This is a genomic window from Halonatronum saccharophilum DSM 13868, from assembly GCF_000517025.1.
GTDB classification, from domain to species: Bacteria; Bacillota; Halanaerobiia; order Halobacteroidales; family Halobacteroidaceae; genus Halonatronum; species Halonatronum saccharophilum.
On sequence record NZ_KI912094.1, the window covers coordinates 400,374 to 424,844 of the forward strand.

A 24,471-nucleotide genomic window follows, 5' to 3' on the forward strand; every position below is an offset into this window, starting at 1 on the left:
TTATCTCTCCTTAAAGTATATTCTTTCTAGTTGATCTACCTTATCTGTAAATATAAAGTTATCTCTTACTACTTCTCTTCCTTTTTGTCCCATTTGCCTTTTTTGATCATTTCTTATCATTTGCAAAATCTTATCTGCTATATCTTGAGAATTCTTAGCTTCAGCCAAATAACCTGTCTGCCCATCAACCATAATCTCAGCTATATTGCTCACATCAGTACTAACTACCGGTTTAGCAACGGCCATCGCCTCTGCAATCACAAAACCAAAGCCTTCCCACAATGCAGTATGTACTAAAAAATCAATCTGGTCCATCAAACTATAAACATCAGTTCTAAAACCAGTAAAAATAATATAATCCTCTAAACCTAACTCTCTTACTTGTGCTTTTATTTTAATTTCTAATTCTCCCTTACCTACCAACAACACTTTAAAATTATCAACCTTTTCTCTTAGTAAATCAATGGCCTTAACTAAATATTGATGACCTTTTTGCCGACTTAACCTTCCTACATTAGCCATTAAAACCTCATCTTCACCTATACCAAACTCTTTTCTAATATTAGTACCTAACTTAACACTATTAATCTGTTCTAATTTTATCCCGTTATAAATAATCTCTATCTTATTCTCATCTAACCACTGGGAAGTATTTCTTAAAATTGTCTCTTTAGTAGCTTTAGAATTAGCAATTATATGAGTTACACAACCTCCTAATAAAAACTTTGTATAAAATCTATCTTTAATTGGAATTGCACTACCACGCCGATAAATTATTTGTTCTACACCTGCTAACCTTCCTGCAATAGCACCAAATTTAAGGTCTTGAGATAAATTTAAAAATAAAACCTCTATATTCTCTCTCTTTAAATAATTAACAAAAGAAAAAAGTTTTATAGGATTAAGTAAAGAAGCACTCCCCTTTATCGGCACTACCTTAGCCTCTATTCCAGATTTTTGAGCTCGCTTATAAAGCTCACTCTCTTCTACACTACCAACTATAACTTTATAACCTCTCTTATCTAACTCCTTTGCTGTTTCAAAGGTCCATTTCTCTCCTCCGCCCCAAGCTACACAGGTATTTAAGAAAAATATTTTTTTCATCTTATTTAATCTACCCCTTCTACTCTTATTTTAGTTCTTAATTTTTATTTATTATTCTTCTCCCAAAGCTTTATATATTTTAAGAACTGATAGTAAGAAGATAGAACTGATAATATAAACCCTTGCTTCCCAAGCAAAAATCCCTTTTTAAAGATAAACTTCTTGATAAACTCCAATAAAGGTCTAAAAATTATATAAGCTATCCCCTTCTTCTTACCCTTTAAATACTTTTCATTAGCATCTAAAGTAGTATAATGATTGATTTTATTAAGGTAGTGGGCCAAATCCCTATAAGTGTAATGAATCAAGGAATTTTGCAAATCTATAATATTCCTCTTAAGATTTGGGCTCTCATGCACCTTCCCACTATAACGAATATGAGATTTAAATAAACGCAGAGTATGATCAGGATACCATCCACAGTATTTAATCCATTTACCTAAAAAAAAGTTCTTCCTTGGAACTCTATATCCATCCCCTTTAGCTTCTTTAAGTACAGAATTTATCTCCTCTTTAAGGACTGAAGTTATCCGTTCATCTGCATCAACTACAAGAACCCAATCTGATTCTATTCTATCTAGCCCATAATTTCTCTGACTAGCAAAGTCATCAAAGCTTCTCTGATAAACCTTATCCGTATATTCTTTTGCAAGCTCTAAAGTCCTATCCTTACTATAAGAGTCAACTAGGACTATCTCATCAGCCCATTTAACACTCTCCAGGCACTCTTTAATATTCTCCTCTTCATTATATGTAAGAAGCAAAACTCCTAATGTCACTATTCGCTCCCCCTTTTTTATCAATAAATAACAACTTATCTATAATCACCTTCAACTTTATTTAAAGCCCTTCCTAAACCTTCTAAAGAAAATTCTCCTCTAATTCCTATAGCTTCTTTCTCCACCCACTTGGGATGAATATAGATTACCTTAAGAGGAATTGATTCTACACCGACAAGTTTTGCAATTGCTAAACGATGGCGTCCTCTTTGCATCTTGATAACCTCTCCATTTCTTCCAATAGCAGCAAAACCTATATCAATAGCTTTTCCAGGCAGATACCCGTTCTCTTCCATACTCTTAAATACCTTTAGATATCGTTTGAAATATCTTTCTCTAACATCTTCTTTGGTCTTCATCTTTGGCCCTTTATGTTTGAACTTCTCTCCTTTATCGATAACCTCCATCAAATCTTTATACCTTTGAGTCTGAGTATAGTCATCGCTCTCATAGATTTCTTTCATATATTTATAAGTCTCATAATCTCTATAAGAGCTAGCCTTTAAATCCCAATCTCCCGATATAAAATAAAGTTGTCTTATTAGCTCTTCTTTATCTAACAAAAAATTCTTTAAGCTCTTACCCCAAGATATCTTTTTGCAACGTTTCTTAAAATGACTATGTGGCTTTGTACTATATAGATCAACTTTTCCAGGGTTTACATTAATAACCAAAGGGTCGTTAGCCATTTTTTCCATCATAACCTTTAAACTCTTCCCAATATAATAAGCCATCCTCCACCAACACCTCTTTAAATAATTTTTAAAACTTTCATAATTAATTGACAAATTATAATGTTCATTATTCATTGTAAATTATAATTTATCAATTACCTTTTGATACCCTACCTTCTCCATACAATTATGATGCTCTAAAGGGCACTGATGCTCCCCACAAGGACGACACTCAATCCCATTCTCTAGAACTATATGCCCTTCACCATAAGGTCTATACTTCTTCTCATCTGACGGGCCAAAGATCGCAACTGTCTTGGTCCCTACAGCCGCCGCAACATGGATTGGCCCGCTATCTCCACTGATAAAGAGCTCACAAAGGCTAGCTAAAGCCGCTAACTCCTTTAAGCTTGTCCGACCTGCTGCAATTATCGGAGTTTTCTCCATCATACCAACAATCTCTTCTACACATTTTACATCAGTTGGACCACCAAAGAAGATCACCTTATCACCTCTAGTCATTAAAGCATCAGCAAGCTGGGCAAAACCCTTCTTAGTCCACCGCTTAGTGGGCCAACTTCCACCAGTGTTGATCCCAACTATCCTATCACCTTCACTTACACACTCTTCTTTCAAGAAATCCTCCATAGACTCCTTAGCTTTAGAATCTACTCCTAGCTCCAATGATCTATCCTTATCTACTGCTAACCCTAAATCCTTTAAAAAATCTAGATAAACCTCTACCATATGTTTCTCCTTAGAAGGGGCCAACTCCTCTTGTAAGAAGATTCCTCTTCCTTTACCACCATAGCCGATACTATACTCAGGCTTAATAGACCTTAAAAGCAGAGCCGTTCGCCAATTACCATGAATATTAAGACCCAACTGATAATTTTCTTCTCTTAAGCTCTTAGCAAAGTTTAGGGACTCCTTAATAGACCACTTTTTATTATAAGCATAGATATTATCCAAATGGGGATTATCCTCCATAATCGGGGCAAAGATAGAATTAGCCACCAGATCAATTCTTGCCTTTGGATAAGCCTTTCTTAGACTCCTTAAAAAAGGGGTAGTAAAGATCAAATCACCCAGATAAAGTAAATCAATTATTAATATTTTCTTAGCTTCTTTTATATTATTCATAGCTCACCTCTTAAGTTCAGTTGAAAATTGATAATTAAGAATTGACAGTTCAAAGCAAAAACTAAAATCTATTAATTTTATTATTTAATCTCTTGTCCTGACCTTGTCGGCTCTTGTCAGACCTTAGTCAGCGTCTAAGCCTTTGATCTTTTTCTTTTAAAGATTTATAACTATCAGTTATCAATTTATTCACGCAAACTAAAACATCTTCGACACTAATAGCACTCATACAAGTTTTCCCCTTCTTGCATTTACGCTTCCAGCAGCCTAAGCAGTCCATCTCCTTTTGGATAACGGTATGCTTATGCCCATAAGGGCCATGGGTTTTAGGGTCTGTTGGCCCAAAAAGGGCTATTACTGGAGTATCTACAGCAACTGCTAAGTGCATTGGCCCGGTATCTCCTCCAATAAAGAAGTCACTTTCTTTATAAATTCCAGCCAGTTCCTTTAAAGTTGTCTGTCCAGCTAAATTTACAGCCCACCTTCTCATCAACGCTCTTATCTTCTCTACTCCACCTCTATCAGCTGGACTTCCTGTAAATATAACCTCACATCCATACTCTTCAATCAACTTATCAGCCAATTTAGCATAACGTATCTTCAACCAATTCTTTGATGACCAACTGGTAAAAGGATTAATAACTATTAAAGGTTTATTCTCATTTAAATTTAAATCCCGTAATACCTTTTGCACCTTTAATTCTTCTTGAGGATTTAAAGTTATCCCAAAATCCACCTGCCCACTTACTCCGCCTAATGACTTGGCTAAGTAAAAGCTCCTATCTATCTGGTGTATCTTCCCTTTTGGCAAATTAACCATCTCATTATAAAAGATTTTAGAACCTTCTCTCCCATCTGCAGGACCAATTCTTCTCTTAGCACCACTAAAAAAACAGGTTATACCACTCTTAAATAATCCATGAACATCTAAAGCAATATCAAATTTATTACTTCTTAGCTCTTTAAAGAAAGCCCTTATTTCTTTTAAAGTACCTAGCTTATCATCCTTAAACTCTCTCTTCCATTTAGCCTTAGGCATAACTATAATCCTATCTAAATAAGGATTATTAGCTACTACAGCTTGGGCCTTATCTTCTACTATCCAAGTTATTTTAGCTTCTGGATAGTTCTCTCTTATCTCTTTAGCAATAGGAAGAGAGTGAATAACATCACCAATAGCACTTAAGCGGATTAATAATATCTCCAAAGTACCGCCTCTCTTAACTAAATGTGAAGCCAACTCCCCGTTACGCCAAGAAGCACCTTTATTCTCTTCTATAACCTTTAAAGCTAATTTCTCCTTCTCCTTTAACTTCTTAGGATAAGAAAGGTAATATCCCATCTTGTTTAATAACTCATTGATACCTTTAACCTCAACTCCAACTTCCTTATCCAATAGGAGCTTCCTGCTATCCTTAAAATTAAAAGTATGCGGCCCAAAGAAGACTAACTTACCTTGGGAAGCAGGCTCTAAAATATTATGTCCACCTCTAGGAATTAAACTCCCACCTACAAAGATTAAGTCACCAATACCATAAAACTTGGCCAACTCACCAATAGTATCAAGAATGATTAGTGACTCTCCATTGCGCTCATCTATCTTAGTTCTACGGATAGTCTTAATACCTTCTTCATTATAAATCTTCTCAACCTCTTTAGCTCTATCTGGATAACGAGGTGCAATTATAGTTACAAGCTTAGAGTGTTTATCCTTTAATCCCTTATATAAAGGAATTAACATCTCCTCTTCATTCTCATGAGTACTCCCTATTACCAAAATTGGATCCTTAGGATTTAAACCAAACTCCTTGTAAATACCAGCTTTTTCTTTGTTGTCTAAAGTTCCATAATCTTGGTCAAACTTAGTATTTCCGTTATTACAGACCTTATCAGCCTTGGCCCCTAAAGATATTATCCTCTTCTTATCCTTCTTTGATTGCATACTAAAGAGATCCACCTTAGATAAAGTATCCTTTAATAATGGACCTAAATATTTATACTTATTATAACTCTTATCTCCAATACGCCCACTGGCTATCATAATTTGAGCTTCATTACCCTTAGCTACTCTAATTAAATTAGGCCAAAGCTCTGTCTCTATAATCAATAAAAGTTCTGGTTTTACTAATCTCATAGTCCTTTTAACTGCAAATGAGAGATCACAAGGCACATAAATTAAACCATCAATTTCTTTTACTACCGTCCTTCCCATTCGCCTACCTGTAGCTGTCATAGTAGATAAAAGAATCTTAGCATCTGGAGCTTTATTCCTTAATTCCTTAATCAAAGGACTAGCTGCTCCCACCTCTCCTACAGAAGCTGCATGAACCCAGACAACCTTATTACCTCTTGTTATCTCTTTAATCTCATTAGGCAAAAAACCAAAACGCTCCCAGAATCCCTCCTTATATTCCCTTGTTATTAAGGTCTTGTAAAAAATTACTGGCGAGTAAATTATTAATAGTACTATAAGTAAGATATCATAGATAATGTAATATAATCTCTTCATATGCGCACTCCTTGTTATTAACCATCATACATCAGCCTTCAGCCATCAGCTTAAAACTCCTAGACATTTAAACTTTGGCTGATAGCTGACGGCTGATAGCTGACAGCTACTAATATTTCAAATCTAATCCAAACCTTATACCCCTATCTATACCATCGATCTCAACACCTGCACTAAAACAGTCAAATTCCCTGTTAAAGGAGGTATTTAATCTAGAAAGCTTACCTTCTTGTATATCATAGGCAGCCTCTAAATCGACATCCCAGTAAGGATACTTCTGTCTGTTAGTTCTAAAGGAATAAGTTCCAATTACCTCACTAAAGCTTTCTATCTCATCATCTTCTAAAATTATTCTTCCTTTAGTACCTCTATAATTATAACTAAGGCTTAGTGAATTATAGTCATTTATCTCATAATCTATCCCTGCCTCTAAGCCATAACTTGTATATTCACTAAAATCTTCATAATAATTTTTAGCTCCTGATAAAGACCAATTCAAATCTAATCTATCATTTAAACTTGAAGAATTACTTAACCTTCCACTTAAATAGTGTCTCCCTCTAATGAACTTATCCTCTACTAATCTATCTTCTGTTAATCTATCGAATTCAAAAGGGGTCTCACCTAATTCATTATAATAGGTGTAATCCAAATTCAAGTTGGCCCCTAACACTTTAGTATCAGTTCCTAAGTTAAAGTTATAAGTCCTATAGCTATCTTCATTACTATAATAAGAGTCTTCTATCCTTCCACTCCAGTATAGATTGCTATCTTCACTTAAAGAGATATTATTATTTCTAAGACTGAAGCTAAACTTATCCCTTCTTAGATCTGTCTCCTCTTCAACTATTCTGCCTCTACTTAATTGAGTAGATAATATTGTACCATCACCCAAATCCTTTTCATCTATACCCACAGATAAATGAGGTCTATAATCAACATCCCTATTTTGACTCCCTTTTAAAGTCCAATAATAATCAGACCACCGCTTCTCTAGGGTAAATAATTCTTCTATCTCTTCTTTTTCACCATCTTTTTTAAAGTTTAAACTAGCATCTATACCTAAGATTTGTGTATTAATATCCCAATGGGCTAAAGACTTGACCTCTTTATATTCATCATCCTCATCATCTCTAATTGTATATTCTCTAAAATTAAAATCACTGCTTATATTACCTAATTCATTTTGTAACCCTATATAAGTGTCTAAACCATACTTCTGGCTATAATTTATCCTAGGATTAAACTTTATAAGATCACTTGGATTATAAATATAATCTAAATCAAGTCTATTTCTACCTCCAGTAGTAGCCCTAGCCAAGATACTACCTTCAAATGATTGACTTATATAATGGTCATACTCTATACCTACATATAGACCATCTTTACTGCTATAACCTATCTCTGGCTTAGGAATAGACTCTCTTTGCCTCTCTTCTGACTTTAAACTGGTTACATAGGTTGGTAAAGGTATTATCTTTCTCCCTCTAATCCAAAGATAAACCCCTCTAGCCACCACCTTGTCATTTGGATAAACTGTTATACTCTCCGCTGTCAACTTATAATGTGGCCTCTTACTATGAGAACAAGGGGTTAATTGGCTATCTTCAATAACAAATTGATCTCCAGAGATATTCATAACCTCACCAGTAAAGGTAAGCTTGTCCTGAACGATCTTCCCTTCTAGGAATCTACCTTCCTCAGTACGATAATTATATTCTAAACTCTCACCAGAAAGCTCTTGTCCATCCTGAACTAAGGTTATATTCCCTTGGGCCAAAACCCTTTCCTCATCTAAATAAACTATTAAACTATCACCTCTAATAGAGTTTTCACCAAACTCTATACTAACTCCCCCTCCAGCTTCTACTACATTAGTCTCCTCATCAAAAAATAGATATCCATCTGTATCAATTATAAAAGGAGATTCCTCTGTAAAACCTGGTATTGAGCTTGCTATTATAATAAAAGTAGTTATAAGTATTACTAAAACCATTCTTCTCTCATTCAAAACTTCCACCCTTTCTAGTTTATTAGCTAATAACCACCAGTCCTTAGCTAATAGTGAAAATCAAGGTATTATAATTGTTTATTAACTATTTTTAGACAAATTTCAATCTTGTGTTCTCTATCACTTCTTATCTTAGCTAATATCTACTAACTACCTATATATAATCTTACTAGAATATAGGGAGAAATTCAAGGATTATACTTTAAGTCCTTCAAGTAATTAGTGGGGGCTTAGTAAAAAAAAAGAAGCACCATTTTAAGTGGTACTTCTTAAAGCTATATAATAATATAGCTAAAAATTAATCTTGTATCCAAAGCTAAATCTCTTAAACCATCTTCCATCTGAAGTTAAAGGACGATTTAAACTTAAGGTTCCATTTAAAGTATGATTATCACCAATTGAAAAATTGGCCCTTTGTCTAGTAGTAAGGTAAAATTCATCTTCATATTCTAAACTTGTATCTATATTATAATCTAAAGAATTAAATATCTTTCTACCATAATCTAGCGATACTTCACCCTTATTACTTCTTCCTTTTCTTAAATCCCAATTATAACTCCCACTTAAAGTAGAACGATCCAAATCATAACTGCCTGCTGCTCTTATACTATTCTCTCTCCATACTAGCCTATAATCTAATCTATCCCTCTCATAAGCTAAGGAGAATGAATTGTCTTCATTACTCCAAGCAGTCTCATCATTAGCAATATCATAACTTTTATTCATTTTATAAAAGATATTAAAGGTATAACTACCTCCACTACCATTAAAGTATCTTAATCTAAAATTATTAGATAAATTTCTTCTAGTATAATTTAAATCTCGGGTCAGATTATCTTCATCATAATTAATACTATTTTCTATATAATAAGATGAAAACCCTTTATAAGTCCTTAAAGATAACTTATAATCTCCATAACCTCCAAGAGAATTTAAACTATGAAAACTAGGGCTTCTATATCGGGCACCTAAATTATAATTTAAACCCTTAATATTAGAATTATAATTTAACTGACCAGCCCATCCTAAATCCTCTTCATCTAAGTTAAACCCTATACTATTATCTACAGATAGATAAGAATTGCCTAATGAAAAATAATTATTATAAGTAATATAATGATTACTTCTCTCTTCTCTTCTCCTGTAATCATAATCTTCTTCTATAAGATAAGCTATAGTGCCTATATCCCCTTTATAAGATAGACCCACTTGCTCTTTATTAGACCCTGATGAAAATCCAGCTCCACTTCTTCTTAAATCTCCAATCCAAAGATCTAGCCCTCCATTTTTTAGATTAATCCCCTCAATCTGGCCAATACTTACAAATCTTGAAGGAGAAGAGATATTTACGTGACCTAAGTGTAATTCCTTCTCCTTATTTATAACTCCAAAGCTATAATCTCCTATATCCCATAGCCCATCATCCCATTGGCCCATCCTAATTCGATAATAATTAAAGAAATTAATAGAACCTTTAATTCGATAATCTCCCCACTTTTGACTTGTATCTAAAGTTAAATTCTGAGATAAGTTACTTGTATACTCACCAACATTTAAATTTAACCTATAAGAACCTCCTCCATATACTCTAGTGCTATTAAATAATAGGATAAAGAGCAGAGTGAAGATGCCAACCTTTTTGATATACATTATAATACTAACCCCTTAATTACGAATAGTTATAGTTCCAGGTTCTTGGTAATCTATAGTCAAATGGTCAATTTTCCATCCCCTATAAGTATTTATCAGTTCAAAGGTTATAATCCCATTATCAGTATCTTTCATCTCTCCTTCAACCTCTTCATAGACTACAAAATCTATATCAAATATAGCTGATCTGGAAAAGTAATCCCCATTATCTAAGAATCGAAAGGAATAACTCCTATTACCTTCCTCATCTTCAAATACTAATCTATAACCATCCCTCTGCCTTTCAAAGATGGTTGCTTGCTCCTTTAATTCCTCCCTTAATTTATTAAACCGCTTAGTATCGGACCCTCCATGCATTTCTTTTATAGTTAATACCTCCTCCAAATCTCCCTTATCTGGATCAAATAATCCTTTATCACTATCAGATAATCCAACTAACTTCTCAATATCAAGGGTATAGTCACTCTCTGGATCATACTGGTTATAAATAAAGAAATCCTCAACTAGCTTTTTTGCTTCACTTTGTATCTCTTTTTTATCTTGAGAACTTATTAAAGTTGTAGATCTATCTACCAATAGACAGCCAGATAATATCGACATCATCAGCAATAATAAAAAATACACTTTAACTCTTCTTCTCATCTTAGAACCTCCTTTACTATAAATTTTATAAGTTAGTCTATTAGCAAACGACCAAACCCAAAACCTCGCCTCTTTTTTATCACCCTAAAAGAAACATCATTTCTTGAATGCTCATCATCTTGATTAAGAACAGATACCTCTATTCTATTATTCTCGGGTGGAATTATCCTAGAGAAGATGATTATTCGTCCTCTCTCACTTCCTAAATGCTCAAAGAACATCACATTATAATCACTATTGATATACTCCTCTACTCCCTCAGGTGTATTGCCTATCTCTATTATTCGCACTCCATTATTCTCTACTCTTAAATACTCATCTGGTCTTAAGTTATCATTATCGATGATGATCTCAATTGCAGAAGAGTCATTAATGTTATAAGTACCCTCTTCAATACTAAATCTAATATCATACTCTACAAAACCTATAATCTTAAATATATCTTCAAACTCCACTACTTGTCTATTATTAAACTCATCTACAACCTCTATCCTAAGGCTATATGTACTCTGATTCAAAATCCTACGTGGCTCTACAAGTATTGTATATATATTATTACTGCCATCACTATCCGGTTCACCACTTGTAGCCTGCCCTAAGATCCGCACACCGTCCCTACCAATAAATTCAACCGTTATATTGTTGTAATCAATATTTGAAAAGTTACTAAATTGCAATTCAAAAGCAGGTTGTACTTGAGTTATTTCATATTCATCTCCCTCTCCAAGAGGTACCCTCCTGTCTGTATCGCTGATATCAGGTACATAATTTATACCATGACTCTCTCTATATTCAGGAGGTTGCCCATCAAGTATGACCTCAAACATTCTTTTAGATCTTCTCCCATCCTCTACTTGCTCTTGATAAATACTTTCTATTTGATCTTTTTTAACCCAACCATAATCTTTTCCATATAAATCACTTAAAATATTATAATCTATCTCTTTTTCATCACCTAATATCACAATTTCATAACGACCATTTTTAATTTTTCCATCTGAAAAGAACTCTGTACCTACCTCAGTAAAGTTGGTAAACTCTTCTCTTATATATTGAGTATGATAATTTAAAGAGTCTCTTTTAACTATAAACCAATCACTACCTTCTCCTTCACCATATCTAATTCCATATATCATCTCCTGCATACCTAGAGCCTCAAAATAAAGCTCTAACCCTTGAGCATTTACTGGTTCACTCAGACCATCTCCACTATCTGTACCTATAATGGTCTGATTAAAGGAGATATTCTGAACTCTAGGATCTGTCTGATCTATATTAAGGTAAAAGATAAAAGGACCCTCCTCATGATCATTACTACTATTTCCTGCCATATCAACAGCAGTAACTAAAACTGCATACTCTCCTTCACCCATCTCTGCCTCTGCTCTAAAGGATTGTCGGAAATTGCGCTCATCACCTTCAATGCGCTCCTCTAAACTAGTATTAAGGATATTCATAAATTCTTCATCTCTAAAGTCATTTATATTAAGATGATCAATATCTTCTTTATTGTCAATTGACTTATATCTTACTTCAAGATCATTTATACTATCAATACCTGATATAATATCTGTAACTCTTATTCTAAGCTGAGGATTTCTAGTTTTATAAGTTCCAAAACTATCACCATAATCTTCACTACCTCGAGGTCGAGCTTCTATAAACGGCTTTTGATTATCCCTAACAAAATAGTAAGTTGCTTGAGAATAATCTAACATATCAGTCCCACGAGCTCTAGCTCTTATCTTAACTGCTTGAACACCAAGATTATTAACATCACCTGCAAGTATATTTATTATCTCCTCAATATTAGAATCAATAGTCCACTCTCTTTCTACATCATAGTCAGGATCATAGCCATCAGTACCTTCATAATTAAAAATGTTTTCTAATTCATTTCTATTTGAAACTTGTCTAAAAGAAGATAAATCAACTGCTCTATTACTAGGAACATCGCCAGGATCTTCATTAGATTCTCTCCATTTTAAATAAATCACCTCTGATTCATGACCTGTAAGTATAATAGATAAAGTCTCTCCTGCTAAATCATCTGAAATATAGTGCACTTGATCCTGATCTAAATCACCAAATACATTAGTATAACTATCCAACTCAGCAATTATTCTAGGGTTAGGAAAAGCAAGCCTCCTTTCTAAATATGCTAAAAACCTTCCACCAGCATAAAGTTCAAGTTCTTCTCCTATTCCTGGATTAATATTATCCATTCTAATTTCAATCGTTACTCTCTCATCATCAAAATCAATGAAAGTTCTTCCTGATGTTTCAGTAGGTCTTCTAAAATAATTATTAGCAAACCCTAAACCATTAATAGACATTTCATCTTCAATCCACTCTTTTATTGTGTCTCTATCACCCTGATCTGTTATTGTACTTAAACCATCTATTATAAATTCAATATATGGATTCCCAGTACCAACATCCCTGAAAATAAATCTATTTCCTCCTTCATCAAAAACAGCTTCCCAAGGTGATATAGTAATACTACCAAATTGTATAGAATCAATTAATTCAGCTTTATCATTAATACCTTCTGCCAAATTAGAAAAAATAAAAATAAAAACAATCAAAAATAAACTAATTTTGATAAATTTGTTGTTCTTTCTATTCATTTATCTAGCTCCTTTCTTCATTTAAATTATCTTTTTCTATCAAAAGGTTGTACTGCTATTTGATTTTAAATATTAGATACTATATTAAAGAGATTAAATTAGAGCTTATTCTATCCCTATCCTCATTTCAAGTAAATATGATAACCATAAAAACATCTTGAGCCTTTAAAAAAGAAAACAAATCTTCAGTCTATTATTAAAATAAGCCTTCATACCATTGCCAAAAATAATTTTTTACTCTAACTAATTTGCTGAAACTTCTTTTCACCATCCTTTACATTTGATTATTAACCTTCTTTAAATATATTCTATATCTAACCCCAAATCTCCTTTTTAGCTTTTAGCTTTATCATTAAAAAAATCAGAGTGCAGCTAAGCTGCACTCTGATTTTTTTAAATGTTTCTATTCAATTTAATCGATAATAGATTCTAATTAAATTTCCCTTAGTATATAGAAATTCCACTATATCTATCCCTTCTCCTTCTTCTAGAGAATAATCTATATTATCCTCTACAAGCCTTCTAATTATATCAATAAAAGAATCAAACTTCTCTTCTAAAGCCAGTTCTATTAATTGAGACTCTTCTACCTCTACAACCTCTCTTTGAATGCTAATATTTTCGGCATAAGAGACAGGGCTTGAGAGGATAAAGAAAGAAAAGACTATTAAAAAGATACTTATCTTGCTCATCTAATCACTCCTTTAGATTAGCTGTCAGTCGTCAGCCTTCAGGCTTCAGCTAAAACCTTTAAATAAATCTTATAAAAGGCAGGAGTGCAAATCTGCACGCCTGCCTTTTATTAATAACAGCTATACCAATCACAATCCAAGCGTTGTTAGACTCTTGAGATTTGGCTGACTGCTGATAGCTGATAGCTAATAGCTGTCAATTTAGAAGTTGATGCTAAATCCACCAGTAATACTTTGAGTATCGAAAGAAGTTTCCTCATCTGCACCAGTAAAGTCAGTTCTTTCAAGGTTAAGTGTAGCAGCAGAAGAGTCAGTTACTTTGTACTCTAATCCTGCATTAGCAGTAGTATTTCTTCCTGCTTGGTCTACTCTAGCTTCCATATCAGCAAAATTATATCCAGCATTTAATGATAATCTGTCATTTACTACATAAAGCGCACCAATACCAGCTTCAGTATTAAGAGCTCTATTGTTATCTCCATCAAAGATAGTTGCTACCTTAGCTTCTGGAGTAAATTGAATTCCAGCGAAGTTAAGTTCTGTAGCATAAGCTGCACTTAATACCTTATCGTCTAAATCGTCTGAGCTATCGAAATCATAGATAGCTGCTAAGTTAAGGTTTCCTAGTTCTTTGTTCCCTTCAACATATCTTACTTCATTCTTAGAGTTAACTTCATACTCATAGTTACCAAATACGTCTACCCCAAAGATAGTATAAGGGTTTTCATCACTTACTTCTGCAGCTAAGATTACTTCATCTACATCATCATAGCTTTCATAAGTTACTCCTACTTCTACTTTACTAATATCAGTAGCAGCACTTAAGTCATAACCTTTTCTATCTGCTTCAAAGTCTTCATCAACTTGAATTCCTACAAAGTTAGCTGTATTTTCATAGTTACCAGCTAATCTAAAGATTCCTAGATCTCTTTGTCCACCCAGTTTAAATAGTCTTCCATTTAGATTAGAATCACTAGCTGCAAATTCACTCGTAAAGTCAATATCCATCATATTAAATTCAGTATCCATACCAGCAATTACATTTCTACCTTCTTCAGCCCACTCTGCACCTAAGAAAGCATTTAATGGTAGGTTAAATAGACCTTCTTGCTTAGCGCCAACACTTGTTACGTCTTCTTCATCTCTTCCTACTGCTACTGTAGAGTTTCCAGCATTAAGAATAATTCCATCTATATTATCCTCATCAGCAAATAGGTAGTCTTTCCAATCTAAATCTTGTTCATCTCCAATAGTAGCTACAAAATCTTCAGTAGTTACAGAACCAGAGATACTATCTAGTTCAAAGTTAGTTCCTTCTTCTTCAGACCCGAAGTAATTTGCAACTCCAGCTAAGCTTAAGTCAGCAATTACTCCATCCTTTTCAATATTTACATCAAATTCTGCAAAGTGCTTGAAGAACTCTTCTGCACTGATTACTTCATCTTCATCAATATCAAATGGATTTTCATAAGCTACTTCTTCGTTTCCACCAACAGTTACATTGCTATATTCTACACCAGTTTCACCTGAGATAGTTACAACTTCTAATCCAGCTAACCTTGAATCAATAGCTGCTAATTCATTGTCAAATTCAGCTGCTAATTGATTAATTACCTCAATTACCTCTTGGCTTAACTCTGAATTTTCATTTTCAACCTTTTCAACAACACGAGAAGTCAATACAGCAACTTGATATCTACTTAGAGATTCTTCACCTCTATAAGTTCCATCTCCATACCCCTCAAGCAACCCTGCAGTTGCTACTTGCTCTAAAGCATCATGTGCCCAGTGATTTGCAGGTACATCATTGAAAGGATTTGCCATTACTGGCATTGTCATAGTGAACACCAACGCTAATGCTAATACTAATGTTAAATTCTTTTTCATAATTAATATTCCCCCTAGATTATTTATTAGTTTGATTTTTAGTATATAGAGATACCTTAGCTTAAGCTCTATAATCAGAGGGTAATATCCAAATTGAGTGGCCGTGTTTCCTCAATATCTTCTTACTCTTCTGATTATATTCTCTTTGCTAAAACATCTTTGTTAAGTATTCACCGCTCTTTAAATTATTCTCACCGGCTAATCTCTAGGGTTCACCTCCTTTTTTACCAGAGAGATTAAGAGAGGATAGTACTTAAACACGAGGTTAATAAATTGGCTAATGCCAATTTGAGCTATGAGCTATCAGCTATGAGCCTTCAGCTAAAAACTTTAAAACAACTAAAACAAAATCATTTTCGACAAAATTCGACAATTGGAGTTAAAAAATATATGTATCAGAAACTCCTTAGAGGAGACTCGTTCTATAACAGTCTTTTATATAATCCCCACTAAGCAATCACCGATACTAAACTCATTACTTCTGTAAGCCACTTTTTTATTTTTAATTCTTAACTCTTAATTTTTAATTGCTTTATAATATGTATCTATCCATATTATAATTATTTATCTTTTATTAATCAATGGTAATTAGAACTAAATAAGATCAATTACTTTCAATGAAAAAAGTTTTTGCCCTTCTCTTAAAATTCATTATCAATACTAACTAGATTATAGTTGTTTTTTTAATATTAATCAATGGTAATTGATAGTAAAAATTTAAATCTATACATAAAAAAACCCCCAAGTAAGTACTTGGAGGTCAATTAATATAGATTTAATTAAAACTTAAGATTAACTCCTGCCATTATAGATAGTTCATCGTCATCCTCATTATCTCCACCGTAGATCTCATAGCTAAGCTCTGAGATAAAGGTTAAATCTTGGCTTAATGGCATCTCATAAGTTGCATATGGCTTAAGAACAGTTTCTGAATAGTCTACTTCCATAAAATCAAGATCCAAATCATACATTCTATAAGTAAAATCTGCACCTACATTAAGGCCAGGAAGAGACTCTACTTCCATCTCTACATAAGGCTTAATTCCAAAAACAGTTAGTGAAATATCACCTTTCGTCGCATATACAAATAGTTGGTCATCATCATATTCATCAATTGCAGTATCAAAATCAATTCCACCCATAACTCCAAAAGTAAATGCTCCTTCTACTTTCTCTAACTTAGGAGTTACTTCTAAAGTTATAGTTCCATCATCAGCATCAGTATGTTTGCTATATTCTAAGCTATTATCAGCTACAAGAGTAGCACCGTTTCCTAGAACAGTATCTACATTATAGAAAGCTTCAAGACCTAATGTCTTATCATCGAAATCAAATTCAAACTCAGCATCTTCTAGTTCATAGTCAGCTTTAAATCCAGCAGTTGCATCTTGAGATACTGCTAATTCATACTTAACAAATGGATTAATTGTTACAGTATCATCAGACTCGTCTCTAATTACAAAGTTATTATCAGACCCTAAAGTCCAACCAGGAGCTAAATTCATCGCATAGTCTCCATAAAACTTAATAGCATAATCATCTTCATAATCTCCAACTTGATCTCCAGCTTGGAACATAAAGTCATCATCTAAATCACCCATCACACCTAAAGTGAAGTTTTCAACTCCAGTATACTCAAAATTTGGGCCAACTCTAAATAAAAAGTCGCCATCATCATTTCTTTCTACATTAAATAGAGAAGTTAATTCCATATCCTCCGGCATATCAACAAATGCTAACTCTCCATCAGCAAGTATTAAATTTACTTCAGAATCACCATCTACAACATCAACCTCTACTTTAGAATCTAATTCACCTTCTACAGCTGCAAAAGCTGGTACAGCCAATGCTAAAACTAAAGCCAAAACAATCATTACAGAAAATTTCTTTTTCATTATTATTTCCCCCTAATTATAATCTTATTATGAACCTTCAAAATTAATTATAACCCAAAACATCAATTTTTGTCAAATATTTTATTTATATCATTAACTAGAATATCTTGAATATAAAAAGCTTCCAAGTTTAAACTTGGAAGCTTAATAAATTAGATTCAATTAAAACTTGTAGTTAACTCCTACAGTAACTTCATATTCTCCATCAAAATCAATGTCATCTAAGATAGTGCTTAACTCATAGCTAGCTTCAGTAAAGAAAGTAGTATCTTGAGCTAAAGGCATTTCATAGTTAACATATGGCTTGATAACAAGCTCAGTATTATCAATCATATCAGAAGCATCTCTACCATCATTAGCTTCTTTTGAAGCAGTAAGGCTATTTTCTGAACCTACAGCTACACCAGGCATAAGAACTACTTCATAATCAGCATAAGCCTTAGCAGCAAAGTGAATACCATCAAAGTCTGGCATAACTAATAACTCATCATCATCATAATCATCATTATCCATAGCACCAGTAATACCCATTGTAAAGTTCTCTACACCAGTATACTTAAGGTGAGCCGAGATAATTAAATCAGTTTCAGAATCATCACCATCATGTGTAAACTCAAGGCTATTATCAGCAGTAAATGTTAAATTATCTGCTAATACAGTATCTAGATTAAAGAATGGCTCAAAAGTAAATTCTGTATCATCAAAATCAAACTCAAATTCTTTATCGCCTAATTCGTAATCAGCATTGAATCCAGTAGTCATATCCTCTGCTACTGCTAACTCATACTTAACAAATGGATTAATTGTTAAAGAATCATCTTCTTCATCTCTAATTACGATATTATTTTCAGAACCTGCAGTCCATCCTGGAGCTAAAACCATTTCATAGTCAGCAAAGAACTTAATTGCAAAGTTTTCTTCACCATCATCAGTCTTACCCTCATCAACTTGGTCTCCAAATTGGAACATAAAGTCATCATCTAAGTCACCAATAACACCTAAAGTAAAGTTTTCAATTGCAGTGTACTTAAATGACGGGCCAACTCTAAAAAGCAAATCATTATCGTCATCCATCTCTACATTAAATAAAGAAGTTAATTCCATATCTGCTGGCATCTCAGCAAATACAACTTCTCCATCAGTAAGTACTACAGTAGTTTCTGCTCCATCTTCTCCTTCTTCAATTACAACTTCTGAAGTTGCTTCTCCTTCTATAGCAGCAAAAGCTGGAACAGCCAACGCTAAAACTAAAACAAATGTAAGTAATACAGAAATCTTTTTATTCATTATTATTTCCCCCTAATTATATTCTTATTTTAGAATTTTAATTTGTAACATATAGTCTCTCATAAAATAAAATTCTGGCTTATGGGGTTCACCTCCTTTTTCGCCAATAATAAACACTATATCTTAATTTCTACAAAGACTAGATTTCTCCTTCTTTTTTCAGAATGTTTTTTAATATTTTTTTAATGTTTTTAATAAAAAAAGAATTTTAATTTAGCCTTACATCTTATGTGGGCTTTGTAGAGGTGTTATCCTTTTGAATATATCTGTTGCCTTTTGATTTATTCTTTAATTGTCAATGACAATCCTTCTGTTCTTCATCTTCTTTCTTGCAATGATCATCTTTCATCATACCCTTCATCATGAAGATATGCATTATCGGGCATATTAGAAAGAATATCCAACTACTGTTAATTCCTGCACCTTCACTTCCTAACCCACCAAATAACCAGATACCACCAAACATCAGCAAACAACAAACTAACATCATCCACATATGTCCACCATGTCCATGGCTGTGATTACTCTTCTTCTTTGACACTATAATAACCCCCTCTTATTTTTCACTCTTGACTCTACTAGCTTTAATGGCAGCTAAAATCATCATCGCTATTATCTCGATCAAAAATTCCCATCTTCTTTCCAACTACATAAAATCCACCTGCTACAAGTCCAATCAAAATAATACCTCCTAAAACTTCTTCCATTTTATTCCCTCCCTTTTAGCTATAACCTTAAGTCAAAACCTTCAAAGACCTAACACCTTATTTATTTAACAAGTAACCTGTAGCTAGCAACCATTAACTAAATATTAGTAGATACCATAATAGATAAAAATGGATAATATAATCATACCTAGAACAATCAAGGTATCTCTTAGTTTCTCTTCCTTCTTAATTGCATCAATCTCTCTTTCTTCAATAGATTGGCCCTTCTTTCTAATATAAATCAAAACGGACACGGCTAAGAATATAATAACCAAACTTGTTATATGGGCAACTGTAAAGATACCCATGAAGATAAGATTAACCCTAAAGAATTCTACAACCCCTCTATTAATCGAAAATCCAATTAGATAATATAAGAATAGCTCTCCTTTATACTTAGTCTTGTCTCTATAATTCCAGATAAAGATAAATAGCATATAGTTTAGGATAGCCTCATAAATCTGAACTGGATGTAATAGTTGATTACCTATCTCTACTCCCCAGAAGATTCCTCTTTCTACTGGAACTCCAAAGACATCACACCCAACTCTACCAATTGCTTGGCCCAAAATAATTGCTGGAGCAAAAGCATCTGCCATCCCCCAAAAGGATAATTCTTTTCTTCTTAAATAAATAAAGGCAAAGATTATCCCTCCAAGTAGCCCGCCCTGTATAGAGAGTCCACCTTGGTGAATCATAAATATCTCCATTGGATTACTCAAATAAAAGACTGAATTAAATACCAATACATAATAGATTCTTGCACCCACCATTGCAGCTAAAATTACATATAAAGCAAAATTAAATACTCCATCCTTATCAAACCTCTTCCTCTTTGCCTCTAAATTCAATATATAAAAACCTGCTAAAACTCCTAATCCAATAAATATACCAAATAAATGTATGGAAAATGGACCAACCTCAAAAACCTCCGTAGCCATCTTAATCATCCCTTCTGTTTCATTATATCAAAAATTAATATACTTTACCCTTGTAAGGTATATTAATAGTAAAAAAATTATTCTTCCTTAAGAATCCTCTTTCTTTCAACAAAATCTTCTTTACTAATCTTGCCTTTGGCAAACTCCTCTTCTAGGATAGGCAAAGCACTATTATTAACTTTACTTCCTCCAGAAGATATCATTCTCACTAACAGATAAATACCTCCACCAATTAAAAGAAGATAAAGAAACATTCCACCCCAACCATGCCATCTTCCACCTATAAAATCATCCTGACAAAAAGACCACATAACTATACACCCCTCTCTTTTATGCTTAATTCAACTTAATAAAAATTATAACTTTAATTCTTTCACCTTTATTTCATATTATAAAGGATAAATATTAAGAAAGTATTAAGAAGCAGAAATTAAGAATGGAAAGTCAGCAAGCTGACTTTCCACTCTTAATTATAAACTCTACCTTTTCACTTTTCTTCTTGGCCCTAAGAGTAGCTCCTCTTCCATCGATCTCTGGTTGAAGATACATCTCTATTGCCCCTTTAGGACACTCTTTAACACATCCTGCACAGTCCCAGCACTCGCCCTTATCTCTAATCTCTGCCTTCTTGTCAATATCCTTATATAAAAGATTACCAGGACAGATCCTCACACATAAAGGCTCCTTAGCCTTACCACAACCATCACATAAATTTTTATCAATCCTAATGGTCATCTAAATCACCTATTCCTTTATGTTCTCTCTCAATTATCTTAATCTGGTCTTCTTTAGAGTCATAAACAGAGTTAACAAACTTAAACCAATTTTGATCATCTCGTTTAGGATAATCAGTCCTCTCTTGATAAACCCTCCATCGAGTCTCTTTTCTCCAAAGCAGATGTTCAACCAAAACTCTAGCTACATCTACTCTATCTACGACCTCATGAAAGTTCATCAATTGGTGAAGGCTGTTGGCCCTAGCTTTAACCAAATCCTCTTTCAATGAGTTAAGTAATCTTCTAGCCTCTAGTAACTTAGTCTCATTCACCCTATAATTAGAACTTATACCTCCTGCATACTCATCCATTAGCTTTTGTAATCTCTCTTCTAACTCTCGAGGAGTAAATCCTTTCTCTCTATTTAACGGGCCAACGACCCGATTAAATTCTTCTTTAACAATACTCTTATCTACATCTACGCCTTCAACTGATCTTATATATTCTAAAGCATCCAATCCTGCTATCTCACCCTCGACCATAGATCCTGTCACATACTTCTTAGGAGCACCACCAGCCACATCTCCAGCAGCATATAAACCTTCAAGAGTACTTCTTCTATTTTGGTCTATCCAATAACCAGCTTGTGCATGACCTCCTACAATATAAGGTTCAGTACCACAGATCTCTACTCCTTCTTCATTAGGCTCCACGCCTCTGTTGGCCCATCTTAATAAGATAGATGGGGACATATGTAGGTAAGCCTCTTTTAAAGCCTCTGCCTTATGGTCATCAAGGTGAGTAGTATCCAAATAACAAGGACCCCTACCCTCAAAGTTTTCCTTTAAAGTAGCTAATAGTCTGTAAGGTGTACTCTTTTTGGAATAATTTTTTTGATACTCTTCACCCAAAGAGTTCAACTGCTTAGCCTTAAATCCTACAGCTAAGGTTCCTGTAGGAGAGATAGTATCCTTAGTCCTAAGAGCGATAAATCTCATCTCAAAGGTTGTCATCTCAGCACCAGCTCTGATTCCCATAGCGTAACCTGCACCCGTATTAAAGGGTGAGTACCAGATCTTATGGCGGGCAGCCCCAGGATTGTTAGGCTTATATATTCCTGAAGCCCCACCTGTAGCACAGATAACAGCCTTAGCCTTGATAAGATAGAATTTATTCTCTCGCACAGAAAAACCAAAGGCTCCTCTTACCTTTCCATCAATGACCAAATAATTAGTAATATTTACCCTATTCAATACCCTAGCCCCACTCTGGTAAAGAGCTTTGGCCATAACTGGTTTAATACTCTCACCTTTAATCTTAACACTCCTCTTTCCTTTAGGGATATAATTACCCTCTTTATCCTTGATAAAAGGAAGACCCCACTTGTCTAAATCATGGGTAGCTTTATTAAGCCCCTGGGCTATAGTATAGATAAGATCTTCTCTGACTAAATCTTCTGAATCCTTCTTCACATAATCGACAAAGTCTTGAGGTGTTACTCCAGGATTTAGATAAGCATTGATAGCATTAATACCTGCTGCAAGACAACCACTACGCTCAACTTGACCTTTATCAACTACCAATACATTAACATCTTCATCCTCTTCTTTTATCTTAATTCCAGCATAACACCCAGCAGCTCCCCCACCAATAACCAAAATATCCGTCTCAAGCTCTACAATTTGAATGTCGCTTTTCACCTTTTCACCTCCGCTTGGCTATCAATTAAAACTTTAACCTTCTTAAAACCTGAAAATCAAAGACTTAGCGCAAATTAAAACACGATAAAAGCCGATTAAATCTGATTAAACCTTTATTAATTTAAATAATTTAATCTCTTGTCTGGATCTTGTCGGCTCTTGTCCGAACTTAGTCTGCGTATAGCCTTTGATCTTTATCTTTTTTTATTTCTTTATTCTTTATTCTTTATTATCTGCCCTTGATCTTAACTATCAATTCTCAATTATCAATTTTCAACTGTACTTAACTGCTTTTCGCCATTCCTCGGATTAAGACATCTGCAACCTCTGGTCTTGTTAACTCCTCTGGTGGTCTCTTCCCTGCGCTTAATAAACTTCTTACCTTAGTACCACTTAGTGAGATATGATGCTCACTATCGTGAGGACAGGTCTTTGCTGTAGCCATTGACCCACACTTCTTGCAATAAAAAGCATGTTCAAAGCATAAGGGCTCTATCCCAATTTCACAGAAGGCAAATTCGTGGAATATCTCCTGAGAATCATAAGTACCATAATAATCACCTACACCAGCATGATCGCGACCTACTATAAAGTAAGAGCATCCCATATTCTGACGACACAGGGCGTGAAAGACTGCCTCCCTTGGCCCGGCATAGCGCATTGCAGCAGGAAATACTGATAAACCTGTTCTATCCTGAGGATAGATCCTATTCATTACTACCTCATAACTCTCTATACGATACTCAACTGGAACATCACTACCTTTAGTCTCTCCTACTAAGGGAGTCAATAGTAATCCATCACAGATCTCTAAAGCACACTTCTGGATATACTCATGGGCACGGTGGATTGGATTTCTCGTCTGGAATCCAACTACTCGCTTCCACCCCTTCTCTTCAATCAAAGCCCTTGTATCCTTAGGATCTAGCCTATAGTTATTAAATAAACCATGCTCTACCCTCTTAAATAAAGAGATCTTACCTCCTAAAAGAACATTTCCTCTCTTATAAAGGTTAGCTACTCCTGGATGCTCCCTCTCATCTGTCTTATATACTAGCTTAGCTTCTTTAACCTTGTCATAAGTATACATATCATCTAAGAATAATACCCCATACTCAACGCCATCATAATCTGTTAAAAGGATATCATCACCTGGCTCAAACTCTTTAGCCTTCTCTTCATCTACTCCAAGAACAACAGGAATAGTCCAAGCCAATCCATTATCTAAATGCATCTCTTCAACAACCTTCAAGTAATCTTTTTCAGTCATAAAACCTTCTAAAGGACTATAAAGCCCTGTTGCAATATTCTCAGCCTCAGTCAAGTCCCTTAAAGATAAAGCTAGCTTCTTTAAGTTCTTGTTTCCTTCAAGTATATGGGCCAACTGCTCCCTCTCAACAATTCTATTTATCAATTCTCCTCCATGCGGTTCTATTAACAAATTAATCTCCTCCTTAATTAAAAACAGTTTAAAATTGATAATTGATAGTTGATAGTTAAAAAC

20 protein-coding genes are annotated in these 24,471 nt (G+C 34.1%); all 20 read right to left on the reverse strand.

Translation table 11 applies throughout. From position 1 onward, the window contains the following. Positions 1-1,104, reverse strand: a complete 1,104-nt coding sequence (locus HALSAC_RS0105455; protein ID WP_027339411.1) for a glycosyltransferase family 4 protein — start codon at positions 1,102-1,104, stop codon at positions 1-3. A gap of 44 nt (positions 1,105-1,148) precedes the next feature. Beyond that, a complete protein-coding gene (locus HALSAC_RS0105460) occupies positions 1,149-1,883 on the reverse strand; it encodes a glycosyltransferase (protein ID WP_027339412.1) in 735 nt (244 codons plus the stop codon). Positions 1,884-1,918: 35 nt separating this feature from the next. Then, a complete protein-coding gene (locus HALSAC_RS16370) occupies positions 1,919-2,617 on the reverse strand; it encodes a hypothetical protein (protein WP_027339413.1) in 699 nt (232 codons plus the stop codon). A gap of 81 nt (positions 2,618-2,698) precedes the next feature. Further along, positions 2,699-3,700 carry a lipopolysaccharide heptosyltransferase II gene (gene waaF / locus HALSAC_RS0105470; protein WP_035571305.1) on the reverse strand — a complete coding sequence of 334 codons (1,002 nt, stop codon included), beginning with the start codon at positions 3,698-3,700 and terminating at the stop codon, positions 2,699-2,701. A 127-nt stretch (positions 3,701-3,827) separates the two neighbouring features. After that, a complete protein-coding gene (waaF, locus tag HALSAC_RS16375) occupies positions 3,828-6,209 on the reverse strand; it encodes a lipopolysaccharide heptosyltransferase II (RefSeq protein ID WP_051412094.1) in 2,382 nt (793 codons plus the stop codon). A 109-nt stretch (positions 6,210-6,318) separates the two neighbouring features. Beyond that, the gene (locus HALSAC_RS0105485) at positions 6,319-8,229 is read right to left on the reverse strand and encodes an LPS-assembly protein LptD (RefSeq protein WP_211231307.1); all 1,911 of its coding nucleotides are present in this window, start codon (positions 8,227-8,229) and stop codon (positions 6,319-6,321) included. Between the two features lie 282 nt (positions 8,230-8,511). Beyond that, positions 8,512-9,870 (reverse strand): BamA/TamA family outer membrane protein, encoded by a 1,359-nt coding sequence (locus HALSAC_RS0105490; protein ID WP_027339416.1) that lies wholly within the window; start codon positions 9,868-9,870, stop codon positions 8,512-8,514. A 15-nt stretch (positions 9,871-9,885) separates the two neighbouring features. Beyond that, positions 9,886-10,512 carry a hypothetical protein gene (locus HALSAC_RS0105495; RefSeq protein WP_027339417.1) on the reverse strand — a complete coding sequence of 209 codons (627 nt, stop codon included), beginning with the start codon at positions 10,510-10,512 and terminating at the stop codon, positions 9,886-9,888. 32 nt (positions 10,513-10,544) lie between these two features. Further along, a complete protein-coding gene (locus HALSAC_RS0105500) occupies positions 10,545-13,142 on the reverse strand; it encodes a hypothetical protein (RefSeq protein ID WP_027339418.1) in 2,598 nt (865 codons plus the stop codon). Between the two features lie 407 nt (positions 13,143-13,549). Then, positions 13,550-13,834: a hypothetical protein gene (locus HALSAC_RS0105505; protein WP_027339419.1), complete on the reverse strand. Its 285-nt coding sequence runs from the start codon at positions 13,832-13,834 to the stop codon at positions 13,550-13,552. A 201-nt stretch (positions 13,835-14,035) separates the two neighbouring features. After that, positions 14,036-15,721: an outer membrane protein gene (locus tag HALSAC_RS0105510; protein WP_027339420.1), complete on the reverse strand. Its 1,686-nt coding sequence runs from the start codon at positions 15,719-15,721 to the stop codon at positions 14,036-14,038. Positions 15,722-16,500: 779 nt separating this feature from the next. Beyond that, entirely contained in the window at positions 16,501-17,616 is a 1,116-nt protein-coding gene (locus HALSAC_RS0105515) for a hypothetical protein (protein ID WP_027339421.1), read from the reverse strand. 162 nt (positions 17,617-17,778) lie between these two features. After that, the gene (locus HALSAC_RS0105520; RefSeq protein ID WP_027339422.1) at positions 17,779-18,903 is read right to left on the reverse strand and encodes a hypothetical protein; all 1,125 of its coding nucleotides are present in this window, start codon (positions 18,901-18,903) and stop codon (positions 17,779-17,781) included. Between the two features lie 295 nt (positions 18,904-19,198). Further along, complete coding sequence (locus tag HALSAC_RS15135) at positions 19,199-19,444, reverse strand: DUF2933 domain-containing protein (RefSeq protein WP_035571309.1); 246 nt, start codon at positions 19,442-19,444, stop codon at positions 19,199-19,201. A gap of 43 nt (positions 19,445-19,487) precedes the next feature. Next, a complete protein-coding gene (locus HALSAC_RS17640) occupies positions 19,488-19,610 on the reverse strand; it encodes a hypothetical protein (protein WP_281172330.1) in 123 nt (40 codons plus the stop codon). 104 nt (positions 19,611-19,714) lie between these two features. Next, the gene (gene lgt / locus HALSAC_RS0105535; RefSeq protein WP_027339423.1) at positions 19,715-20,551 is read right to left on the reverse strand and encodes a prolipoprotein diacylglyceryl transferase; all 837 of its coding nucleotides are present in this window, start codon (positions 20,549-20,551) and stop codon (positions 19,715-19,717) included. A gap of 77 nt (positions 20,552-20,628) precedes the next feature. Beyond that, positions 20,629-20,862 (reverse strand): hypothetical protein, encoded by a 234-nt coding sequence (locus HALSAC_RS0105540; RefSeq protein WP_035571310.1) that lies wholly within the window; start codon positions 20,860-20,862, stop codon positions 20,629-20,631. Between the two features lie 133 nt (positions 20,863-20,995). Then, a complete protein-coding gene (locus tag HALSAC_RS0105545; RefSeq protein WP_027339425.1) occupies positions 20,996-21,286 on the reverse strand; it encodes a 4Fe-4S dicluster domain-containing protein in 291 nt (96 codons plus the stop codon). After that, positions 21,276-22,967 carry an adenylyl-sulfate reductase subunit alpha gene (locus HALSAC_RS0105550; RefSeq protein WP_027339426.1) on the reverse strand — a complete coding sequence of 564 codons (1,692 nt, stop codon included), beginning with the start codon at positions 22,965-22,967 and terminating at the stop codon, positions 21,276-21,278. Before HALSAC_RS0105550 ends, HALSAC_RS0105545 begins: the two co-directional genes overlap by 11 nt. A 283-nt stretch (positions 22,968-23,250) precedes the next feature. Then, positions 23,251-24,414 carry a sulfate adenylyltransferase gene (gene sat, locus HALSAC_RS0105555; RefSeq protein ID WP_425402505.1) on the reverse strand — a complete coding sequence of 388 codons (1,164 nt, stop codon included), beginning with the start codon at positions 24,412-24,414 and terminating at the stop codon, positions 23,251-23,253. Positions 24,415-24,471: the final 57 nt, after the last annotated feature.

Excerpts from the sequence above, each read along its gene's own strand:
- lgt (WP_027339423.1), bottom strand. The coding sequence starts at position 20,551 with ATGGCTACGGAGGTTTTTGAGGTTGGTCCATTTTCCATACATTTATTT.
- HALSAC_RS0105520 (WP_027339422.1), bottom strand. The coding sequence starts at position 18,903 with ATGAATAAAAAGATTTCTGTATTACTTACATTTGTTTTAGTTTTAGCG.
- HALSAC_RS0105490 (WP_027339416.1), bottom strand. The coding sequence starts at position 9,870 with ATGTATATCAAAAAGGTTGGCATCTTCACTCTGCTCTTTATCCTATTA.
- waaF (WP_035571305.1), bottom strand. The coding sequence starts at position 3,700 with ATGAATAATATAAAAGAAGCTAAGAAAATATTAATAATTGATTTACTT.
- HALSAC_RS16370 (WP_027339413.1), bottom strand. The coding sequence starts at position 2,617 with ATGGCTTATTATATTGGGAAGAGTTTAAAGGTTATGATGGAAAAAATG.
- HALSAC_RS0105505 (WP_027339419.1), bottom strand. The coding sequence starts at position 13,834 with ATGAGCAAGATAAGTATCTTTTTAATAGTCTTTTCTTTCTTTATCCTC.
- HALSAC_RS0105540 (WP_035571310.1), bottom strand. The coding sequence starts at position 20,862 with ATGTGGTCTTTTTGTCAGGATGATTTTATAGGTGGAAGATGGCATGGT.
- HALSAC_RS0105500 (WP_027339418.1), bottom strand. The coding sequence starts at position 13,142 with ATGAATAGAAAGAACAACAAATTTATCAAAATTAGTTTATTTTTGATT.
- HALSAC_RS0105545 (WP_027339425.1), bottom strand. The coding sequence starts at position 21,286 with ATGACCATTAGGATTGATAAAAATTTATGTGATGGTTGTGGTAAGGCT.
- waaF (WP_051412094.1), bottom strand. The coding sequence starts at position 6,209 with ATGAAGAGATTATATTACATTATCTATGATATCTTACTTATAGTACTA.
- HALSAC_RS17640 (WP_281172330.1), bottom strand. The coding sequence starts at position 19,610 with ATGGAAGAAGTTTTAGGAGGTATTATTTTGATTGGACTTGTAGCAGGT.
- HALSAC_RS0105495 (WP_027339417.1), bottom strand. The coding sequence starts at position 10,512 with ATGAGAAGAAGAGTTAAAGTGTATTTTTTATTATTGCTGATGATGTCG.
- HALSAC_RS0105455 (WP_027339411.1), bottom strand. The coding sequence starts at position 1,104 with ATGAAAAAAATATTTTTCTTAAATACCTGTGTAGCTTGGGGCGGAGGA.
- HALSAC_RS0105515 (WP_027339421.1), bottom strand. The coding sequence starts at position 17,616 with ATGAAAAAGAAATTTTCTGTAATGATTGTTTTGGCTTTAGTTTTAGCA.
- HALSAC_RS0105510 (WP_027339420.1), bottom strand. The coding sequence starts at position 15,721 with ATGAAAAAGAATTTAACATTAGTATTAGCATTAGCGTTGGTGTTCACT.